At 72.9% G+C, this 15516-nt stretch carries 17 protein-coding genes; 7 read left to right on the forward strand and 10 right to left on the reverse strand.

Annotated elements, in window-relative coordinates; translation table 11 throughout:
- Window positions 1-6 precede the first annotated feature (6 nt).
- From IQ279_RS03080 to IQ279_RS03090, 3 genes are all read right to left on the reverse strand, one after another.
- Window positions 7-1353, reverse strand: coding sequence for an ABC transporter substrate-binding protein (locus IQ279_RS03080; protein ID WP_206346732.1), 1347 nt, complete (start codon window positions 1351-1353; stop codon window positions 7-9).
- An 86-nt stretch (window positions 1354-1439) separates the two neighbouring features.
- The gene (locus tag IQ279_RS03085; RefSeq protein WP_206346733.1) at window positions 1440-3146 is read right to left on the reverse strand and encodes a glycoside hydrolase family 13 protein; all 1707 of its coding nucleotides are present in this window, start codon (window positions 3144-3146) and stop codon (window positions 1440-1442) included.
- Window positions 3147-3379: 233 nt separating this feature from the next.
- Complete coding sequence (locus IQ279_RS03090) at window positions 3380-4678, reverse strand: ABC transporter substrate-binding protein (protein WP_206346734.1); 1299 nt, start codon at window positions 4676-4678, stop codon at window positions 3380-3382.
- A 195-nt stretch (window positions 4679-4873) separates the two neighbouring features.
- On the opposite strand from IQ279_RS03090, the gene IQ279_RS03095 reads away from it, so the two are divergent.
- The 3 genes from IQ279_RS03095 to IQ279_RS03105 are packed head-to-tail and all read left to right on the forward strand — an operon-like array spanning window position 4874 to window position 8538.
- Window positions 4874-5380, forward strand: a complete 507-nt coding sequence (locus tag IQ279_RS03095; protein WP_206346735.1) for a PadR family transcriptional regulator — start codon at window positions 4874-4876, stop codon at window positions 5378-5380.
- Window positions 5377-6177, forward strand: coding sequence for an ABC transporter ATP-binding protein (locus tag IQ279_RS03100; protein ID WP_206346736.1), 801 nt, complete (start codon window positions 5377-5379; stop codon window positions 6175-6177). The genes IQ279_RS03095 and IQ279_RS03100 overlap by 4 nt, the downstream gene beginning before the upstream one ends.
- Before the next feature lie 6 nt (window positions 6178-6183).
- On the forward strand, window positions 6184-8538 hold the full coding sequence (locus IQ279_RS03105) for an ABC transporter permease (RefSeq protein WP_206346737.1): 2355 nt from the start codon (window positions 6184-6186) through the stop codon (window positions 8536-8538).
- Between the two features lie 139 nt (window positions 8539-8677).
- Here the strand turns inward: IQ279_RS03105 and IQ279_RS03110 are convergent, their stop codons facing one another.
- The 3 genes from IQ279_RS03110 to IQ279_RS03120 all read right to left on the reverse strand — a co-directional run bounded on the left by IQ279_RS03110 (window position 8678) and on the right by IQ279_RS03120 (window position 10144).
- Window positions 8678-9400, reverse strand: a complete 723-nt coding sequence (locus tag IQ279_RS03110) for a S1 family peptidase (protein WP_241027537.1) — start codon at window positions 9398-9400, stop codon at window positions 8678-8680.
- 145 nt (window positions 9401-9545) lie between these two features.
- A complete protein-coding gene (locus IQ279_RS03115) occupies window positions 9546-9920 on the reverse strand; it encodes a hypothetical protein (protein WP_206346738.1) in 375 nt (124 codons plus the stop codon).
- Window positions 9917-10144 (reverse strand): hypothetical protein, encoded by a 228-nt coding sequence (locus IQ279_RS03120; RefSeq protein ID WP_206346739.1) that lies wholly within the window; start codon window positions 10142-10144, stop codon window positions 9917-9919. The genes IQ279_RS03115 and IQ279_RS03120 overlap by 4 nt, the downstream gene beginning before the upstream one ends.
- 174 nt (window positions 10145-10318) lie before the next feature.
- Between IQ279_RS03120 and IQ279_RS03125 the strand changes: the two genes are divergently transcribed.
- The 3 genes from IQ279_RS03125 (at window position 10319) to IQ279_RS03135 (ending at window position 12069) form a co-directional block, all read left to right on the forward strand.
- Window positions 10319-11149, forward strand: a complete 831-nt coding sequence (locus tag IQ279_RS03125) for a helix-turn-helix domain-containing protein (RefSeq protein WP_206346740.1) — start codon at window positions 10319-10321, stop codon at window positions 11147-11149.
- Window positions 11146-11361: a DUF397 domain-containing protein gene (locus IQ279_RS03130; RefSeq protein ID WP_206346741.1), complete on the forward strand. Its 216-nt coding sequence runs from the start codon at window positions 11146-11148 to the stop codon at window positions 11359-11361. Before IQ279_RS03125 ends, IQ279_RS03130 begins: the two co-directional genes overlap by 4 nt.
- 408 nt (window positions 11362-11769) lie before the next feature.
- On the forward strand, window positions 11770-12069 hold the full coding sequence (locus tag IQ279_RS03135) for a DUF6342 family protein (protein ID WP_206346742.1): 300 nt from the start codon (window positions 11770-11772) through the stop codon (window positions 12067-12069).
- Between the two features lie 90 nt (window positions 12070-12159).
- Here IQ279_RS03135 and IQ279_RS03140 read toward each other — a convergent pair whose 3' ends face one another.
- Window positions 12160-12807 carry a helix-turn-helix transcriptional regulator gene (locus IQ279_RS03140; protein WP_206346743.1) on the reverse strand — a complete coding sequence of 216 codons (648 nt, stop codon included), beginning with the start codon at window positions 12805-12807 and terminating at the stop codon, window positions 12160-12162.
- Between the two features lie 92 nt (window positions 12808-12899).
- Here IQ279_RS03140 and IQ279_RS03145 point away from each other — a divergent pair, with 92 nt between their 5' ends.
- Window positions 12900-13358 carry a hypothetical protein gene (locus IQ279_RS03145; RefSeq protein ID WP_206346744.1) on the forward strand — a complete coding sequence of 153 codons (459 nt, stop codon included), beginning with the start codon at window positions 12900-12902 and terminating at the stop codon, window positions 13356-13358.
- Between the two features lie 369 nt (window positions 13359-13727).
- Here the strand turns inward: IQ279_RS03145 and IQ279_RS03150 are convergent, their stop codons facing one another.
- The 3 genes from IQ279_RS03150 to IQ279_RS03160 form a co-directional block, all read right to left on the reverse strand.
- Complete coding sequence (locus IQ279_RS03150; protein ID WP_206346745.1) at window positions 13728-13949, reverse strand: hypothetical protein; 222 nt, start codon at window positions 13947-13949, stop codon at window positions 13728-13730.
- An 85-nt stretch (window positions 13950-14034) separates the two neighbouring features.
- Complete coding sequence (gene ygfZ, locus IQ279_RS03155) at window positions 14035-15006, reverse strand: CAF17-like 4Fe-4S cluster assembly/insertion protein YgfZ (protein ID WP_206346746.1); 972 nt, start codon at window positions 15004-15006, stop codon at window positions 14035-14037.
- Window positions 15007-15015: 9 nt separating this feature from the next.
- The gene (locus IQ279_RS03160) at window positions 15016-15504 is read right to left on the reverse strand and encodes a Fur family transcriptional regulator (RefSeq protein ID WP_206346747.1); all 489 of its coding nucleotides are present in this window, start codon (window positions 15502-15504) and stop codon (window positions 15016-15018) included.
- Window positions 15505-15516 lie beyond the last annotated feature (12 nt).

Genomic DNA, 15516 nt, shown 5'->3' on the forward strand with positions numbered 1-15516 from the left:
CTCGCCTCAGCTCTTCTTCCAGGCCTTGGCCGCGGCGGCCTCCAGCTTCTTCGCGGTGCCCTCGGGGTCGGAGGGGTCGCGCAGGAAGTCCTGGAGCAGCTTCCACTCGCCGGCGCCCTGGGTGCCGCCGAAGGCGGCAGGGGCCTGGTCGGACATGTCGAACCGCACGCCGTCGCCGGCCTCCACCAGGGACTGGGCGATCTGCCGGGTGGTCTCGTCCTGGTACGCGTCCAGGTTCAGGGCCTCGTTGGGCGAGATGAAGCCGCCGGCCCCGGCCCACACCTCGGCGGCCTCCGGGGTGGCCAGGAACTCCACGAACTTCATCCCGGCCTCGGTGTTCTCCCCGTCCTTGAGGACGACCGCCGCGTCCCCGCCGCCGACCACCGGCGGCTCGCCGCCGTCCACGGCCGGGAACGGGAAGAACTTGGCCTCCTCGCCGACCTTCTTGCCGAACTGCCCGCTGATCAGGCCCGCGACGAAGTCGCCCTCGTAGACCATGCCCGCCTTGGGGTCGTCGCCGAAGACCTTCTCGACGGACTCGGGGAAGTCCGTGCGCAGCGCGCCCGCGCCGCCGCCCTCCACCAGCTCCTTGTCGCCGAAGAGTTCGCCGAGGGTGGTCAGGGCCTTGACGACGGACGGGTCGGTCCAGGGGATCTCGTGGGCGGCGAGCCTGTCGTACATCTCCGGGCCCGCCTGGGAGAGGTAGACGTTCTCGAACCAGTCGGTGAGCGGCCAGCCGGCCTCGCCCGCCACGGAGAAGGCGGCCACACCGGAGTCGGAGAGGGTCCGGCCCGCCTCCAGCATCCCGTCGTAGTCCTTCGGCGGGGTGACGCCGGCCTGCTCGAAGGCCTCGGGGCCGTACCAGACGGTCGACTTGTTGGACGCCTTGAAGTACAGGCCGTAGAAGACCTCGCCGATCGTGCCGTACTCCTTCCACACCGGGGCGAAGTAGTCGCGCGCCCGGTCGTCGGCCTTCTTCGACAGCGGCTTGAGCCAGCCCTTCCCGGCGAACTGCTCGAGCACGCCGACCTGCGGGACCATCACCACGTCCGGCGCGTTGCCGCCCTGGATCTTGGAGCCGACGACCGTGGAGACGTTGTCGCCGGTGGAGACGAACTTCATCTCGGCGCCGGTCTTCTCGGTGAAGGCGTCCATCACCTTCTGGAAGTTCTTCTGCTCCACACCGGTCCACACCCCGGCGACCGTGACCGTCTCGCCCTTCAGCTCCTGGCCGCCCTTGTCGCCGCCCTCGGCGGTGTCACCGCCGCCGCCGCAGGCGGAGGCGGTCAGGGCGAGGACGAGCGCCGCCGCGCCGGCGGTCGCGGTGCGTCTGGTGGTGCTGCCTGTGTTCATGGCTGTCCCTCTCGGGGTCGGCCGGCCCGGGGGCCGGAGGGTGGATGGTGTGGGGAGTCCTGTGAGGTCCGGGGATTTCCGGGAGATCAGCGGGGTGCGGGCGCGGGGTCGGCGACCCACCAGGCGGCGGTGGAGCCGGGGAGCGTCCCGTCCGGGCACTCGCCGCTGGCCAGCAGCGGGGTGCCGGGCACCGGGGCGGGCACGGGGGAGGTGCCGAAGTTGACCGCGCAGACCAGCCCGTCGCCGCGTTCGAAGGCCAGGACCTGCGGCGGCGCGTCCAGCAGGCGCAGCGTCCCCTCGCCGAGCTGGGGCAGATCGCGCCGCAGCTGGAGGCCGTCGCGGTACAGGTGCCAAAACGAGCGGGTGTCGGCCAGCGCCCGGTCGGTGGCGTGCTCGGCGAACCACTCGGGCTGCGGCAGCCACGGGCGGGCCTCCTCCGCACCCGAACTGAAGCCGAAGGGCGAGGCGTGGCCCGACCACGGCAGGGGGACGCGGCAGCCGTCGCGGATGCGGCTGCGGCTTCCGGTGCGGCGGAAGATGGGGTCGGTGAGCACCTCGTCGGGCAGGTCCACCACCTCGGGCAGGCCCAGCTCCTCGCCCTGGTAGACGTAGGCGGCGCCGGGCAGCGCCAGCATCAGCAGCGCGGCGGCGCGGGCGCGCGCGGCGCCCAGGCCGGGGTTGCCCGGTCCGCTCCCCTCGCCCGCGTAGCGGGTGACGGTCCTGACCTGGTCGTGGTTGTTGAGCACCCAGGTGACGGTGGAGCCGGTGCCCGCGATGTCCCGCAGCGCCTCGTCGATGACCTTGCGGAAGGCGTCCGCGTCCCAGGGCGCGCCCAGCAGGTGGAAGAAGAACGCCTGGTGCAGTTCGTCGGGCCGTACGTACTCGGCGTGTTCGCGGGCGGTGGGCACCGACACCTCGCCCACCAGCAGCCGGTCGTGGCCGTCGCGTTCGGCGTACTCGTCGCACAGCGCGCGCCAGCGGCGCCACACGCCGTGCACCTCGGGCTGGTTCCAGGCCAGCGGGTTGACCGAGTCGCGGGTGCGCTCGTCGGCCTCCGGGTCGGGGGAGTCGGGCAGTTCGGGGTGCTTGAACAGCCCGGCGGCGACGTCGACGCGGAAGCCGTCCACGCCCCGGTCCAGCCAGAACCGCAGCACCTGGTCGAAGTGCTCGGCGACGGCGGGGTGGCGCCAGTTGAGGTCGGGCTGCTCGGGCGTGAACAGGTGCAGGTACCACTGGCCCGGTTCGCCGCCGGGTTCGGTGACGCGGGACCAGGCCGGGCCGCCGAACATCGCCCGCCAGTTGTTGGGCGGCAGCTCGCCGCTCTCGCCGCGTCCGTCGGCGAAGTGGAACATGGCGCGGTGCGGGCCGCCCGGCCCCTCGGCCAGCGCGGCGCGGAACCAGGGGTGCTCGTTGGAGCAGTGGTTGGGGACGATGTCGAGGACGACCTTCAGGCCCAGGCGGTGGGCGGCGGCCACGAGGCGGTCGAACTCCTCCAGATCGCCGTAGACCGGGTCCACGTCGAGGTAGTCGGCGACGTCGTAGCCGTGGTCGTGCTGCGGGGAGGGGTAGACGGGACTGAGCCAGATGCCGTCCACGCCCAGTTTCCGCAGGTACGGCAGCCCGGCGCGGACGCCGGCCAGGTCGCCGATGCCGTCGCCGCTGCTGTCCAGGAAGCTGCGGACGTAGACCTGGTAGACCACCGCGTCCCGCCACCAGCTCCGGGACGTGCCGGGGGAGGAAGCGGGCGGCGCGGTGCGGGGCGAGACGCCGTGGTCGGTCGTGGCTGTGAGCATCCCTCGTGATCCCGTTCCTGCTCGCGGAGCACATGGTTGGTGAGCCGCTGTTCGCGGACCGCTGTTATGCATGCATGTTATGTACGGGTGTCATCGAGGTGTCAACGAGCGGTCGTGAAACCGCCCTCATATGACCTGGTATGTCTGAGCTGGGGATGCCGGATGAGGCTCGCCTGTACATAACAGGTAATTACTGGATGGGTGGGTGGGAGAGCGTGAAGCCCGCGGACCGTTCAGCCTTCGCGGGAAGGCCCGCCACCCTGGCGCGCGAGGGACCGCAGCTCGCGCGCCAGCCGCGCGACCGCCTGCCGCGGGGTCTGCCGCCCCGCCATCGCGTCGTGCACCACCGCCTGCACCACCAGGCTCACCTGGTCGTAGCGCGGGCTCTTGGGACGAGGCTCGGCCGCCAGCACGCTCTTGCGCAGGGCCGGCAGATGGGGGAAGGCGCGCACCAGCTCCGGATCGGAGTACAGCGACGCCCGCACCGGGGGCAGCGCCCCCTCGGTGAGCACCCGGCGCTGCACCTGCTCACCGGTCAGGTACGCGATCAGGTCGGCCGCCGTCTCCGGGTGCCGGGACAGGGAGCTGACCGCCAGGTTGGAGCCGCCCAGCACGCTGACACCCGGACCGTCCGGCCCGGGCAGCGGCACCGCCCCGAACCTTCCGGCCACCTTCGACCCCTCGCCGCCGGCCAGCGCGTACACGTACGGCCAGTTGCGCAGGAAGAGCAGCCGGCCGTCCTGGAAGGCCTGCCGCGACTCCTCCTCCTTCCAGGTCAGCGACTCCTTCGGGATCCAGCCCTCGCGCACCCCGTCGGCCAGGAAACCCAGCCCCTCCACGGTCGCCCCGGAGTCGGCGGTCACCGTCGCGCCCTCGTCGCCCAGGAGCGAACCGCCCGCCGAGCGCACCGCCTCGGTGGCGTTGGCCGTCAGCCCCTCGTACGGCAGGAACTGGCCCGCATAGCCGTCCAGTCCGTGCCGGGGGGCGACCTCGCTCGCCAGCCGCTCCAGCTCGGCCCAGGTGCGCGGCGGCCGCTCGCCCTCCTTCGCCAGCACGTCCGAGCGGTAGTACAGCAGCCCGGCGTTGGTCACGTACGGCACCGCGTACAGCCGCCCGCCGAAGGTGGCGGTGTCCACCACCGGCGGCAGGAAGGCGTCCAGCGGGAAGCGGCCGGGGTCCACCGGGGCGATCCAGCCCGCCGCCGCGAACTCCGAGGTCCAGGCCACGTCGATGTTGAGCACGTCGAAGCGTGAACTGCCCGAGCGCAGACCGGTGACCATCTGGGCGCGGGTCTCGTCGGCGGAGTCCGGCAACTCCACCAGCGTGGCCTCCTCGCCCGGGTGTGCGCGGTTCCAGTCCTCCAGCACCGGGTCGAGGTAGTCGGTCAGATCGCCGGCGGTGACCAGGGTGACGGGGCCGCGCCCCCCGGCGTGCGCGACCGGACCGGCGGCCGGCGAGCCCAGTCCGGCGTAGCCCGCCAGCACCACGGCGGCGGCCAGGAGCCCCCTTCCCGCGGCCCGCGTCCACCGCATAGGTCCCTCCCCAGCGCACCGGTCGTGCGCGGCCTCACCGTCGAGCACCGGACGCCCATATATACCCGTTGGGCATGGGCGATACTAGACGCCGACCGACAGACAGCCGGTGCACCGCCGACCGGGCCGCCGCCGCCCGGAGGGGCCGCCGGCCCGGCACCGGCCCGGCACGGGACGGGGAGGAGGAGTGCGCGCGTGCGTCTGCCGCTTCTGGCCCTCCTCGCGGCCGGCCCCGCCCACGGATACGAGCTCAAAGGAGCCCTTGAGAAGCTGCTGGGCGCCGCGTACCCTCAGCCGAACGTCGGGCAGATCTACGTCACGCTGGGCAGGCTGGAGAAGTCGGGACTGATCCAGGGCGAGGACGTCGCCCAGTCCGCCCGGCCCAACAAGCGGATCTACCGGCTCACCGACGCGGGGCGCGAGGCGGTGCGGGCCTGGTTCGAGGAGCCGACCGACGAGCCCCGGGTGCGCGACGAGTTCTTCATGAAGCTCGCCATCGCCCCGCAGACCGGTCTGGCCGACCAGATCACGCTGATCAACAAGCAGCGCCGCCAGTACCTCAACACCATGCGCGAGCTGTCCCGGCTCGCCGCGGCCGAGGACCGGGACAACCGAGTGGCGCAGCTGCTGATCGAGGGCGCGATGCTGCACCTCCAGGCCGACCTCGACTGGCTGGAACGCTGTCAGGAGGAGTTGGAATGAGCCGTTCCCAGGCGCCGGCCGACCAGGGCCCCGCCGCACCGGCGAAGGCGCCCCCTCTCCTGCGGGCCGAGGGCCTGGTCAAGACCCACCACGGCGAGGGCGCCCCCGCCAGGGCGGTACGGGGAGTGGACCTGACCGTCTCGCGCGGCGAGTTCGTCGCCGTCACCGGCCCCTCCGGCGCGGGCAAGTCCACCCTGCTCCACCTGCTCGGCGGGCTCCAGAAGCCGGACGCCGGCAGCATCTGGTTCGACGGCACCCGCCTGGACTCCTACGGCGAGTCCCAGTGGGCGGTGCTGCGCCGCCGCCGCATCGGCATCGTCTTCCAGTTCTTCAACCTCGTCTCCAACCTCACCGTCGCCGACAACGTCGAACTGCCCGCCCTGCTGGCCGGAAGCAGCCCGAAGGGAGCCCGCGCCGACCGCGCCGAACTCCTGGCCGAGCTCGGCCTGGAGGGCAAGGAGCGCAGCATGCCCGGCGAGCTGTCCGGCGGCGAGCAGCAGCGCGTCGCCCTGGCCCGGGCCCTGGTCAACCACCCCGACCTGCTGCTGGCCGACGAGCCCGCCGGCAGCCTCGACAGCCGCGGCACCCGCGAGGTGCTGCGCCTGCTCTCCCGCTTCCACGGCCGCGGCCAGACCATCGTGCTGGTCACCCACGACGCCCGGATGGCCAGCGCCGCCGACCGCGTCATCAGCTTCTTCGACGGCCGCATAGCCGACGACGCCGCCCTGGACGCGGACGGCCCGGGCCCTCGGCGGCGCGGCAAGGGCGTGGCCGGCGTACTGGAACTGAAGGACTGAGACGACGTGCGCGCCACCTTGCGCTGGGCCCACGCCGACCTGCGGGCGCACCGCGGCGAGGCGCTGTTCACCGTCCTGGCCACGGCCGGGATCGTCGCCTCCCTGCTGCTCGCCGGCGCGCTGTTCTCCTACACGGCCGACCCCTGGCAGCGGGTCTTCACCCAGTCCGAGGGCGCGCACGTGTGGATCCACACCCGCGACGGCGCCCAACCGGAGCGACTGCGCGACCTGGAGGGCGTCACGGGCCTGTCCGGCCCCTTCCGCACCGCCCGCACCACCGTGGAACTGGGCGGCGCCCGGGCGACCGCGGAACTGCGCGCCACCGGACCCGAACCGCCGAAGGTGGGCCGCCCTCTGGTCACCGCAGGCCGCTGGCCGGCGGCCGGCGCCGCCGACGAGATCGTCCTGGAGGGCTCCCTCGCCCGCGCCCTGTGGGCCGAACCCGGCGACACCCTCACCGCGCGGGGGGCGCGCGGCACCGAGCACACGCTGCGCGTCACCGGCGTCGCCGACACCGCCGAGCCCCGCTACGCCCCCGGCGACACCCCCGGCATCGGCTGGCTGCCGGAGAAGGCGCTGGAGACGCTCCAGCCCGACCCCGAGCGCACCGGGCAGACCGTCGGACTGCGCCTGACCGACCCCGGCGACACCGACTTCATGGTCCAGCGCGCCGTCACCGCCCTCGGCGCCGACCAGGTCTCCCAGGTCACCCGCTGGCAGCAGGCCCGCGCCGACGCCGCGGGCGAGGGGCGGCTGCTAGGCCTGCTCCTGGCCCTCTTCGGACTCGGCGCGCTGCTGGCCGCCGCCCTGGCGGTCGCCGGGGCGATCAGCACCCGCGTCCACGGGCATCTGCGCGACATCTCCGTGCTGAAGGCAATCGGCTTCACCCCCGCCCAGGTCGTCCGCGTCTTCCTCGTCCAGCACCTGGGCTTCGCCCTCCTCGGCGTCGCCGGCGGAGCGGCCGTCACCGAACTGCTGGGCGCGCGCATCCCCGGCCGCATCGGCGAGGCGGTGGAGGTGTGGCGGCAACTGCCCGGCCACGCCTGGACGGTGCTGGCCACCACCGGCGCCTCCGTCCTCTTCATCGCCACCGCCACCTCGCTGGCCGCCTGGCGCGCCGGCCGGGTGCCGCCCGTGCCGGTGGCGCGTACGGCGGTGCCGCGCGGACTGGGCCCGCTGACCCTGCCCGAGCGGCGCGCCCTGGGCCGGGACGCGCCGCCCGCCCTCGTCCTCGGCTGGCGCGGAGCGTTCCCCGGCCGGGCCCGCTCGCTGGCCGCCGTCGGGCGCCTGGCCGTGCCGCTGGCGATGATCACCGCCGCACTGGGCGCCTGGGCCACCGTGGACCGCTTCCACGAACATCCCGAGGAGATCGGCCTGCCCGCCGCCCTCACCGTGCGCGACGGCTCCCCCGACAGTTCCCCCGACGGCGCCGCCTCCGGGGCCGGCGGCCGCGCCCGCACCGAGCGGCTGCTGGCCACGCACCCCGACGTCACCGCCGTCCACCCCGGCACCGAGGTCGAGGCCCTCGTCCCCGGCCAGACCGCCACCATCACCCTGCGCGGCCTGGGCACCGACGCCGACCCCTACCCCTTCGCCCTCGCCGAGGGCCGCCTCCCCGACGGCCCGGACGAGGCCGTCGCCGGGCAGGGGCTGCTCGACCTGCTGGACGTACGCGTCGGCGACTGGGTGCGGATGACCGTCCAGGGCCGCCCGCAGATCCTCCACATCACCGGCCGCTCCATCGAACCCGAGGACGGCGGCCGGGTGATCTCCACCTCCCTGGACAACCTCGACCTGGGCGACGGCCCGGGCCCGGCCGCGCCCGACGTCCACCACCTCGTCCTGCGCGAGGGCGCCGACGCCGGGGAGGTCGGCGCCGAACTGGCCGCCTCCTTTGGCGGACGCCTGGAGGTCCGCGAACCGGCCAACCCCGCCGACGAACTGGTCGGCGTGCGCGGCGTCCTCGCCGGACTGATCGCCGTCCTCGCCCTGATAGGCCTCACCGAACTGTCCACCGTCCTCGGCGCCCGCGTCCGCGACCGGGGACGCGACCTGCTCGCGCTGAAGGCCATCGGCCTGACCCCGCGCCAGATAGCGGGCGTGATCACCGTCTCCACCGCCTTCACCGCCCTGGCCGCCGCCCTGGCCGGCACCGTGCTGGGGGCCGCCGCCGGACGGTGGCTGATCGACGCGCAGGGCCGCTCCAGCGGCATCGGCGCGGGCATAGCCCAGACCCCGCCCCCCGGCGTCCTGCTGCTGGTGGCCACCGCGGCCGTGGTGGGCGCGGTCGGGGTCTCGGCCGTCCCCGCCTCCCGCGCCTCCCGCCGCCGCATCGCCGACACCCTCAGCGAGACCCTCTGACCGGCAGGGCACGACCGGCCGGGGCCGATCGCCCGGAGCCGGAAACGGGTCCTCCCCGCTCCGCCGAGGCGGAACGGGGAGGACCCGGAGGAAGAGACCGCTGTCGGAGCGGACCGCCGTCAGAACGGGCCGCGCGGGATCAGACGCCCGCGATCGACTGGATCCAGGAGCGGTAGGCCGTCACGTTGGTGTAGGCCGTGGTGGTCTGCCGGTCGCTGGTGGACGCGACGCCGACCTGGACACCGTTCGCCATCATCGGGCCGCCGGAGTCACCGCCCGCGGTGATGCCGTCGCCGCGGCGGGCGCAGATCGCCGAACCGTAGTAGGCGTCATAGCAGCCGCCGGTCACGATCACGTTCGCGACCTTCAGGTACCGCGACTGGCAGTTGGCCTCCGAGCCGCACCGGGAGGTGGCGCCCCAGCCGTAGACCTGCACGGTCTGGTTGACCCGCACCGAGCCCGGCTGCCCCAGGCGGGCGTAGGTCGCCGAGACCGAGCGGTCCAGGCGGACCAGCGACAGGTCCGAGGAGGAGTGGTTGTAGATCTGGGTGCCGTTGGCGACGGTGCCGCCGCTGTGCTGGTCGAGGCTGCCGATGCGGAACGACAGCCCGCCGCCGCTGACGCAGTGCCTGGCGGTGAGGATCCAGGTCGGCGCGATGATCGTCGCGGAGCACGTCTCACGGCCGTTGGAGAACAGCCGCGCGGCCCAGGGCGCGTTCTGCGCGTAGCCGCCGCCGATGATCGGCTGCGGACCGCCGCTGCCGGGCGCCTCCTTGGCGGACGCGGCCGGGGCCAGCACGAAGAGGGAGAGAACGGCGGCCATGGCCGCGATCAGGGCGGGGACGAGCCTGGTTATTCGCAAGGGATTCCTCGCTTCCGGAGACACGCGATGGTTCGCGTGTGACCTGTGGGGAGGCACCAGGTTCCCGGAAGCGGAACGGGCTGGGTACTACCACTTGGCTATAGCACGGTGTTATGGCCCGGGCTTTCGGAACCCTGAGGGCGGCTCAGAGGTAGATCTGCCGCCCGCAGTCGCGGCAGTGGATCCTGCCGCCGAGCCTCCCGATCCGCCGGTGCCCGCACGCGCCGGTCCCCGCCGCACCGCCCGTGCCGCCCGTTCCGTCCGGCGGCTCGTCCCGGCCGTGGGACTGGAGGCGCACCATGTGGTCCAGCTCCGCGATGCACGGGCCGCACGCGTACACGTCGCCCGCCGCGCCGGGAGTGCGCACCGAGCCGATCCACAGCACGCGCACACCCTCGCGGCGGCAGTACAGCCAGCAGCCGCCCGTGGTCCAGCCGTTGGCGTCGTCGGTGTGCGCCGGCAGCGGCCACCCGTCGCGCCACGGGCGCTCGGCGGCCGGGGCGAACGAGGGCGGCGTCACACCGCACCCCGCTCGATGACGGCCGCCAACTCCCGCGCCACCGGCGCGGAGCACTCGCCGAGAACCACCATCGCGTAACCGGCCGCCCCGTCCGCGCGCACGGGGATGCGGACGTCCACGGCCGGGAACCGGATTCCCGCCCGCCGCAGCGCCTCGGCGAGCGCGTCACGGGCCGCCTCCGCCTCCCCGATCCGTTGCTCCCCAACCTGATCCGAGTCTTTCATCACCATATGGTGTGATCCCTCCACCGTATCCCTGTGCGAGAAGCGACAGCGCGACTACCGTCGGTCGCGTTCGCTTTACGAGCATGAACCGGAGTGGAGCGCGAACACCCGTGGCCGGAAAGCCCTTCCCGGCCGCCCGGTGCCGCTTCCACACATTCCACGGAGGGGGACGGAATGCCGCCGAGAAGAGTGGTCACAGGTCGCAGCCAGGAGCCGCGCCGGCGGTTCGCCGAGGAGTTGCGCACCCTGCGCACCGAACGCGGCGACAGCCTGCGGAAGCTGGGTGAGGCACTGGGCTGGGACTGGTCGCTGTTCGGCAAGATGGAAAGCGGCCACACCATCGGCAGCCCGGACGTCGCCCAGGCTCTCGACCAGTACTACGGCACCCCCGGCCTGCTGCTGGCCCTGTGGGAACTGGCGGCCGGGGACGCCACCCGGTTCCGCGAGAAGTACCGCCGCTTCATGGCACTCGAGGGCGAGGCGGTGAGCATCCAGAAGTACTCACCCGGTGTCGTGCCGGGGCTGCTCCAGACCGAGGCATACGCCCGTGAGCTGTTGACGCTGGGTGGCCTGCGTCCAGGCGACGAACTGGAGCAACAGGTGAAGGCGCGCATGAGCCGCAGAGATGTCCTGACGGGCGATGGCGCACCTCAGCTCAGAGCGATTCTCGACGAGGCCGTCCTGCGCCGCCCGTTGCCGGACGCCACGGTATGGCGCGAGCAGTTGAAGTATCTGGTCGATACGGCAGAACTGTGGAACGTGATACTGCAAGTGCTCCCGTTTCGCGCCGGACTGCGCGAGCTGAGCCACACGGACACGGCGTTCCTGCGACTGCTGGACGGCAGGACCGTCGCCTGGGTGGAGACCGCCTACAGCGGGAAGTTGATCGAGGAAGCGGCCCGGGTCGAAGAACTCCAGGTCGGCTACGATCGGCTGCGCGACCACGCCCTGTCCCCGCGTGACTCGGCGGAGTTCCTACTCCGACTCCTGGAGGAGCTTCCATGACCACCTCCCCGCACGAGATAACCGCCGCACGGTGGCGCAAGTCCAGCTACAGCAACCTCAATGGAGGCGACTGCGTCGAGGTGGCCGACAACCTCCCGGGCACCGTCCCCGTACGCGACAGCAAGGCCCCGCACGGCCCGGCCCTCGCCTTCGCCCCGGACGCCTGGGCGTCGTTCCTCACCGCCGTCAAGGACGACCGGCTCACCGGCTGAGCCGGACCGGCGGGCACCTCGGAGTTCGGATGCCGATGTCCAGCGGTCTCACCGGCGAGGAACCGGAGACCAGTGCCGGACCGGAGGGGCCGGCGGCCGCGGCGAGGACCGGGTGGCCGAACCAGGCGCGCACCTACAGGGCGGTGACAGGGAAGCGCCCCGAACCAGCCTCAAAGTGATCAGATGTTGGCATCCGCTGTCATCAAGGTTCCCTGAACGAAAGAGAAGGGAAATAAGCGAACCTCTGTCACTGGAATGGGCGAAGCGTGTGTAGTTTTTCAGCGGGTTCACGGAAGAGCTTGTGAAGCCGAAGGAAGGGCGGGCCTTCCGGTGTTTGGGCATGCTGGCTCACGTATGCTCGGATTCCCGGAACAAAAGGGGTCCGCCGTGATCAAGAGGGGGTGCATCATGGCAGACATCGACCTCGGGCTGGCGACCGACTGGGACGAGGGGGACACTCACGGCCGGATCAAGCTGCGGCAGAATCAGGTCTACCCGAACGCTCCCAAGAAGGACGTGCTCATCAGCTCGCCGGTGAGCATCGAGCTGTCGGTGAACACGAACTACTCCACCTCCCAGGAGGCGGACAAGATCTACTTCACGACGCACCACGGCTCCACGAAGAAGATCATCGCGATCCTCGACTCCGACGGTAACCTGCGCATCGCCGGTCGCCTGATCGAGGAGCAGCGGGACCTGTCGTACTGACGGGCGGGTCACCGTGACGGCCCGCCGGCCAGGTCGGCGGGCCGTCACTGCTTTTCCCACTCCGGTGCGGACTGTTGAATCCTCTGTCGGTCAACTGCCGTACAGCGAGCGGATATCCGCCGCGGCGCGGGCCAGATCCGCGCGGGCCTCGGAAGGGGCGAGCACCTCCACGTCGGCGCCGAACTGGAGGAGCTGGCGGACCGCCGGGAGGACCGGGTAGTCGAACCCGGCGCGCGCCCAGCCCGCTCCGTCCGGGGTGGAGGGCTCGCCCGCGAGGTGCGCGCCTGCGATGCGCACCACCATGTCCAGCCGCTCGCGCCGCACCCGCGCCGTGATCCGGACGCCGCCGGGACGGTCCTCCACCTCGCGCCGCAACCCCGCCCACACCTGAGCCAGTTCCACGCCCTCGCGGCGCCGCACCGGCGACTCGGTGACGGCGAGGTCCGTCAGCCGGTCGGCGCGGAACAGCCGGCCGCGCCCGCGGTGGTCGGCCACCAGGTACCAGGTGCCCGCCTTGGCGACCAGCCCGTAGGGATCGACGGTGTAGGCGCGCGCCTTTTCCCGGCCGCCGTGCCGGCCGCGTTCGGCGTAGGCCGGGATCCCGGCGGCCGACAGGGCCTCGATGTCGCGGTGGACGGTGCGCACCGACACCTCCAGGCGCTCGGCGAGCTCCGCGGCCCGCACCCGGCCGCGGGTCTGGAGGAGCAGGAGGATCGACAGCAACCGGTCGGACTTCACACCGCCGAGTGTGCCCGGAGAACATGACGGCGGTTGTCAGGTTATGCGGGCAGCCTGCGGCCGTACGCACGGTGCGGACGGAGGAGTAGCCCATGAGCCACGGGAGCAGCCCGGTCGCGGCCGGAGAAGGCGAAAGGGCGGGGCGGAACGGGCGGGATGCCGGCCACCCGGTCCGCCGCCTGCTCGCCCTGGACGCGGCCGGGATGGCCGTCGTCGGGCTCGTCTACCTGGCCGCCGCCGCGCCGCTGGGCAGGGCGCTGGGGCCGGGTACGGCGGTGGTGTCCGCGGTGGGTGCGGGGATGCTGGCCGGTGGGGGAGCGGTCGGCCTGGTGGCGCGGCCGCCGTACGTCCGGCCGGGGGCGGTGCGCGCGGTGGCCGCCTGCGGGTTCGGCCGGCTCGCGCTCAGCCTGGCCGTCCTGGCGTCCGGCCTGCTGGACCTCACCGCGAGGGGGAGGGCGTGGACCGTGGTGCAGACGGTCCCGGTGGGCGTCCTCGCCGTGCTCCAGGCCAGGGCGGCGGCCACCGTCAGCGGCGGGAGGAGCCTCGGCTGACCTGCCGGGAGCGGTCGCGCCTGCGGCGCGAGGAGTTCGACGGCCGCTTCCTGCCGCCGCCGTCCCGTCCCGGGCCCTCGCCCTTGGCGGCGCGGGCCGCGCCGGTCGCGTCGGCGGCAGCGGCGGTGTCGGCGTCGAACGGCGGCTCTCCGGTCTCCTCCGCGTCGTCGTAGTCCGGGATGTCTCCGAAGTCCGGTGCCTGGAAGGGGTTCCGGGCCGGGGGCCGGGCCGCCGCCTGGGGGGTCGGGGGCGCCTGGTCCGGAGCGGAGAACAGTTCGGTGGTGTCGATGGGGAGATCTGCCTCTCGGGGCGGAAACGTGGTGTGGGGGGAGGCGGCCGACCGCCTTGCGGCGGTCGTGCGCGGCGGCCTCAGAGAGCGTTCAGCTTGTGGTATGGGCTGAGGATCCGCACCTGCTTGGACCCGAAGTCGACGAGTACCGCGACGCCTTCCTCGACGGTGACGATCCGGCCGAGGCCGTACGTGTCGTGGGTGACCCGCTCACCCTCGGCGAAGTGCTTGTCGGGCGGTGCGACAGGGGCTTTGAAGGGGCTGGTGGGCAGGTGGCGCCGGGCTACGGCCGATTTTGTCATTAACGCCAGTATGCACCCGGCGGTCCGGCTCGCGCCCCTGCGTACCGCTTCCACTTCCCGGTCCGCACCTTCCGCCGGGGCGTTCCTACGGCTCGACGACGGTCTCCTGGGCAGCGGCGGTGTCGCCCGCGATCAGCTCCGCGTCCACCGGGACGTTCCGCTTCACCAGGGCCAGAGCGATCGGGCCCAGTTCGTGGTGGCGGGCCGAGGTGGTGACGAAGCCGAGCTGCCGCCCCTCCTCCCCGTCCTTGGCCAGCCGCACGGGCGTGCCGTGGCCGGGCAGGTGCACCTCGCTGCCGTCCAGGTGGAGGAAGACCAGCCGGCGCGGCGGCTTCCCCAGGTTGTGGACGCGCGCCACGGTCTCCTGGCCCCGGTAGCAGCCCTTCTGCAGGTGGACGGCCGTGCCGATCCAGCCCAGCTCGTGCGGGATGGTGCGGTGGTCGGTCTCCAGCCCCAGCCGGGGCCGGTGCGCCTCGACGCGCAGCGCCTCCAGCGCCAGCACGCCGACCGCCGGGCCCAGGGAGGCGGTGTAGGACTCCAGCTCGCCGCGCGGCAGGAACAGGTCCCGCCCGTACGCCGTCTCGCGGACGGCCACGCCCTCGGGCACCTCGGCGATGGAGCCCGCCGGGAGGTGCATCACGGCGTACGCGGCCGTGGCGTCGGCGACCTCGACCCGGTAGAAGAACTTCATGCTCTCCAGGTAGGCGATCAGCGCTTCCCGGGTGCCCGGCTCGACGTGCATCCAGGTCGTGGCGCCGTCGTCCACCAGATAGAGCGCGTGCTCGATGTGGCCGTTGGCGGAGAGGATCAACGCCTCGGTGGCGTGGCCGGGCTCCAGCTCGCTGACGTGCTGGGTGATCAGCAGATGGAGCCAGCTCAGCCGGTCCTCGCCGGTGACGGTGACCACGCCGCGGTGCGAGAGGTCGACCACTCCGCCGCCGTCGGCGAGCGTGCGCTGCTCGCGGAAGAGGTCGCCGTAGTGCGCGGCGACGCCTTCGTCCGGCGCCTCGGCGGGGACGGCGCCGGGCAGCGACAGCAGGGGGCTCTTGTACGACATGCGGCCAGCCTACGACCCGGAGCCGCCCGCGCTCTCGTCCGCGTCCCCCTCGGTGTCCTCCGCCGTGTTCCCATCGGCGGCCCGCTCGGCGCAGTCGCGGCAGCGGCCGAAGATCGCGAAGTGCTTCATGTCCGTGTCGAAGCCGAACTTCTCGCGCAGCCTGTCGGTGAAGTCGGCGGCGAGCGCGATGTCGGCCTCGATCACCGTGGTGCAGTCCCGGCACACCAGGTGCATGTGGTCGTGCCGGTCCGCCAGGTGGTAGGTGGGAGCGCCGTGGCCCAGGTGGGCGTGGCTGACCAGCCCCAGCTCCTCCAGGAGCTCCAGCGTGCGGTAGACGGTGGAGATGTTCACGCTCCCCGCCGTGCGACGCACCTCGGCGAGGATGTCCTCCGGAGTGGAGTGCTCCAGCTTGTCCACGGCTTCCAGCACGAGCTGGCGCTGCGGCGTCAGCCGGTATCCGCGTCTGCGTAGGTCGCTCTGCCAGTCGGTGCTCACCACAGTTGCCAGTGT

It is taken from the genome of Streptomyces verrucosisporus (assembly GCF_017114865.1).
GTDB classification, from domain to species: Bacteria; Actinomycetota; Actinomycetes; order Streptomycetales; family Streptomycetaceae; genus Streptomyces; species Streptomyces fenghuangensis.

Coding starts and splice junctions, on each gene's coding strand:
- IQ279_RS03080 (WP_206346732.1), bottom strand. CDS start 1,353: ATGAACACAGGCAGCACCACCAGACGCACCGCGACCGCCGGCGCGGCG.
- ygfZ (WP_206346746.1), bottom strand. CDS start 15,006: ATGTCGTACAAGAGCCCCCTGCTGTCGCTGCCCGGCGCCGTCCCCGCC.
- IQ279_RS03085 (WP_206346733.1), bottom strand. CDS start 3,146: ATGCTCACAGCCACGACCGACCACGGCGTCTCGCCCCGCACCGCGCCG.
- IQ279_RS03100 (WP_206346736.1), top strand. CDS start 5,377: ATGAGCCGTTCCCAGGCGCCGGCCGACCAGGGCCCCGCCGCACCGGCG.
- IQ279_RS03130 (WP_206346741.1), top strand. CDS start 11,146: ATGACCACCTCCCCGCACGAGATAACCGCCGCACGGTGGCGCAAGTCC.
- IQ279_RS03090 (WP_206346734.1), bottom strand. CDS start 4,678: ATGCGGTGGACGCGGGCCGCGGGAAGGGGGCTCCTGGCCGCCGCCGTG.
- IQ279_RS03120 (WP_206346739.1), bottom strand. CDS start 10,144: ATGAAAGACTCGGATCAGGTTGGGGAGCAACGGATCGGGGAGGCGGAG.
- IQ279_RS03150 (WP_206346745.1), bottom strand. CDS start 13,949: ATGACAAAATCGGCCGTAGCCCGGCGCCACCTGCCCACCAGCCCCTTC.
- IQ279_RS03125 (WP_206346740.1), top strand. CDS start 10,319: ATGCCGCCGAGAAGAGTGGTCACAGGTCGCAGCCAGGAGCCGCGCCGG.
- IQ279_RS03145 (WP_206346744.1), top strand. CDS start 12,900: ATGAGCCACGGGAGCAGCCCGGTCGCGGCCGGAGAAGGCGAAAGGGCG.
- IQ279_RS03135 (WP_206346742.1), top strand. CDS start 11,770: ATGGCAGACATCGACCTCGGGCTGGCGACCGACTGGGACGAGGGGGAC.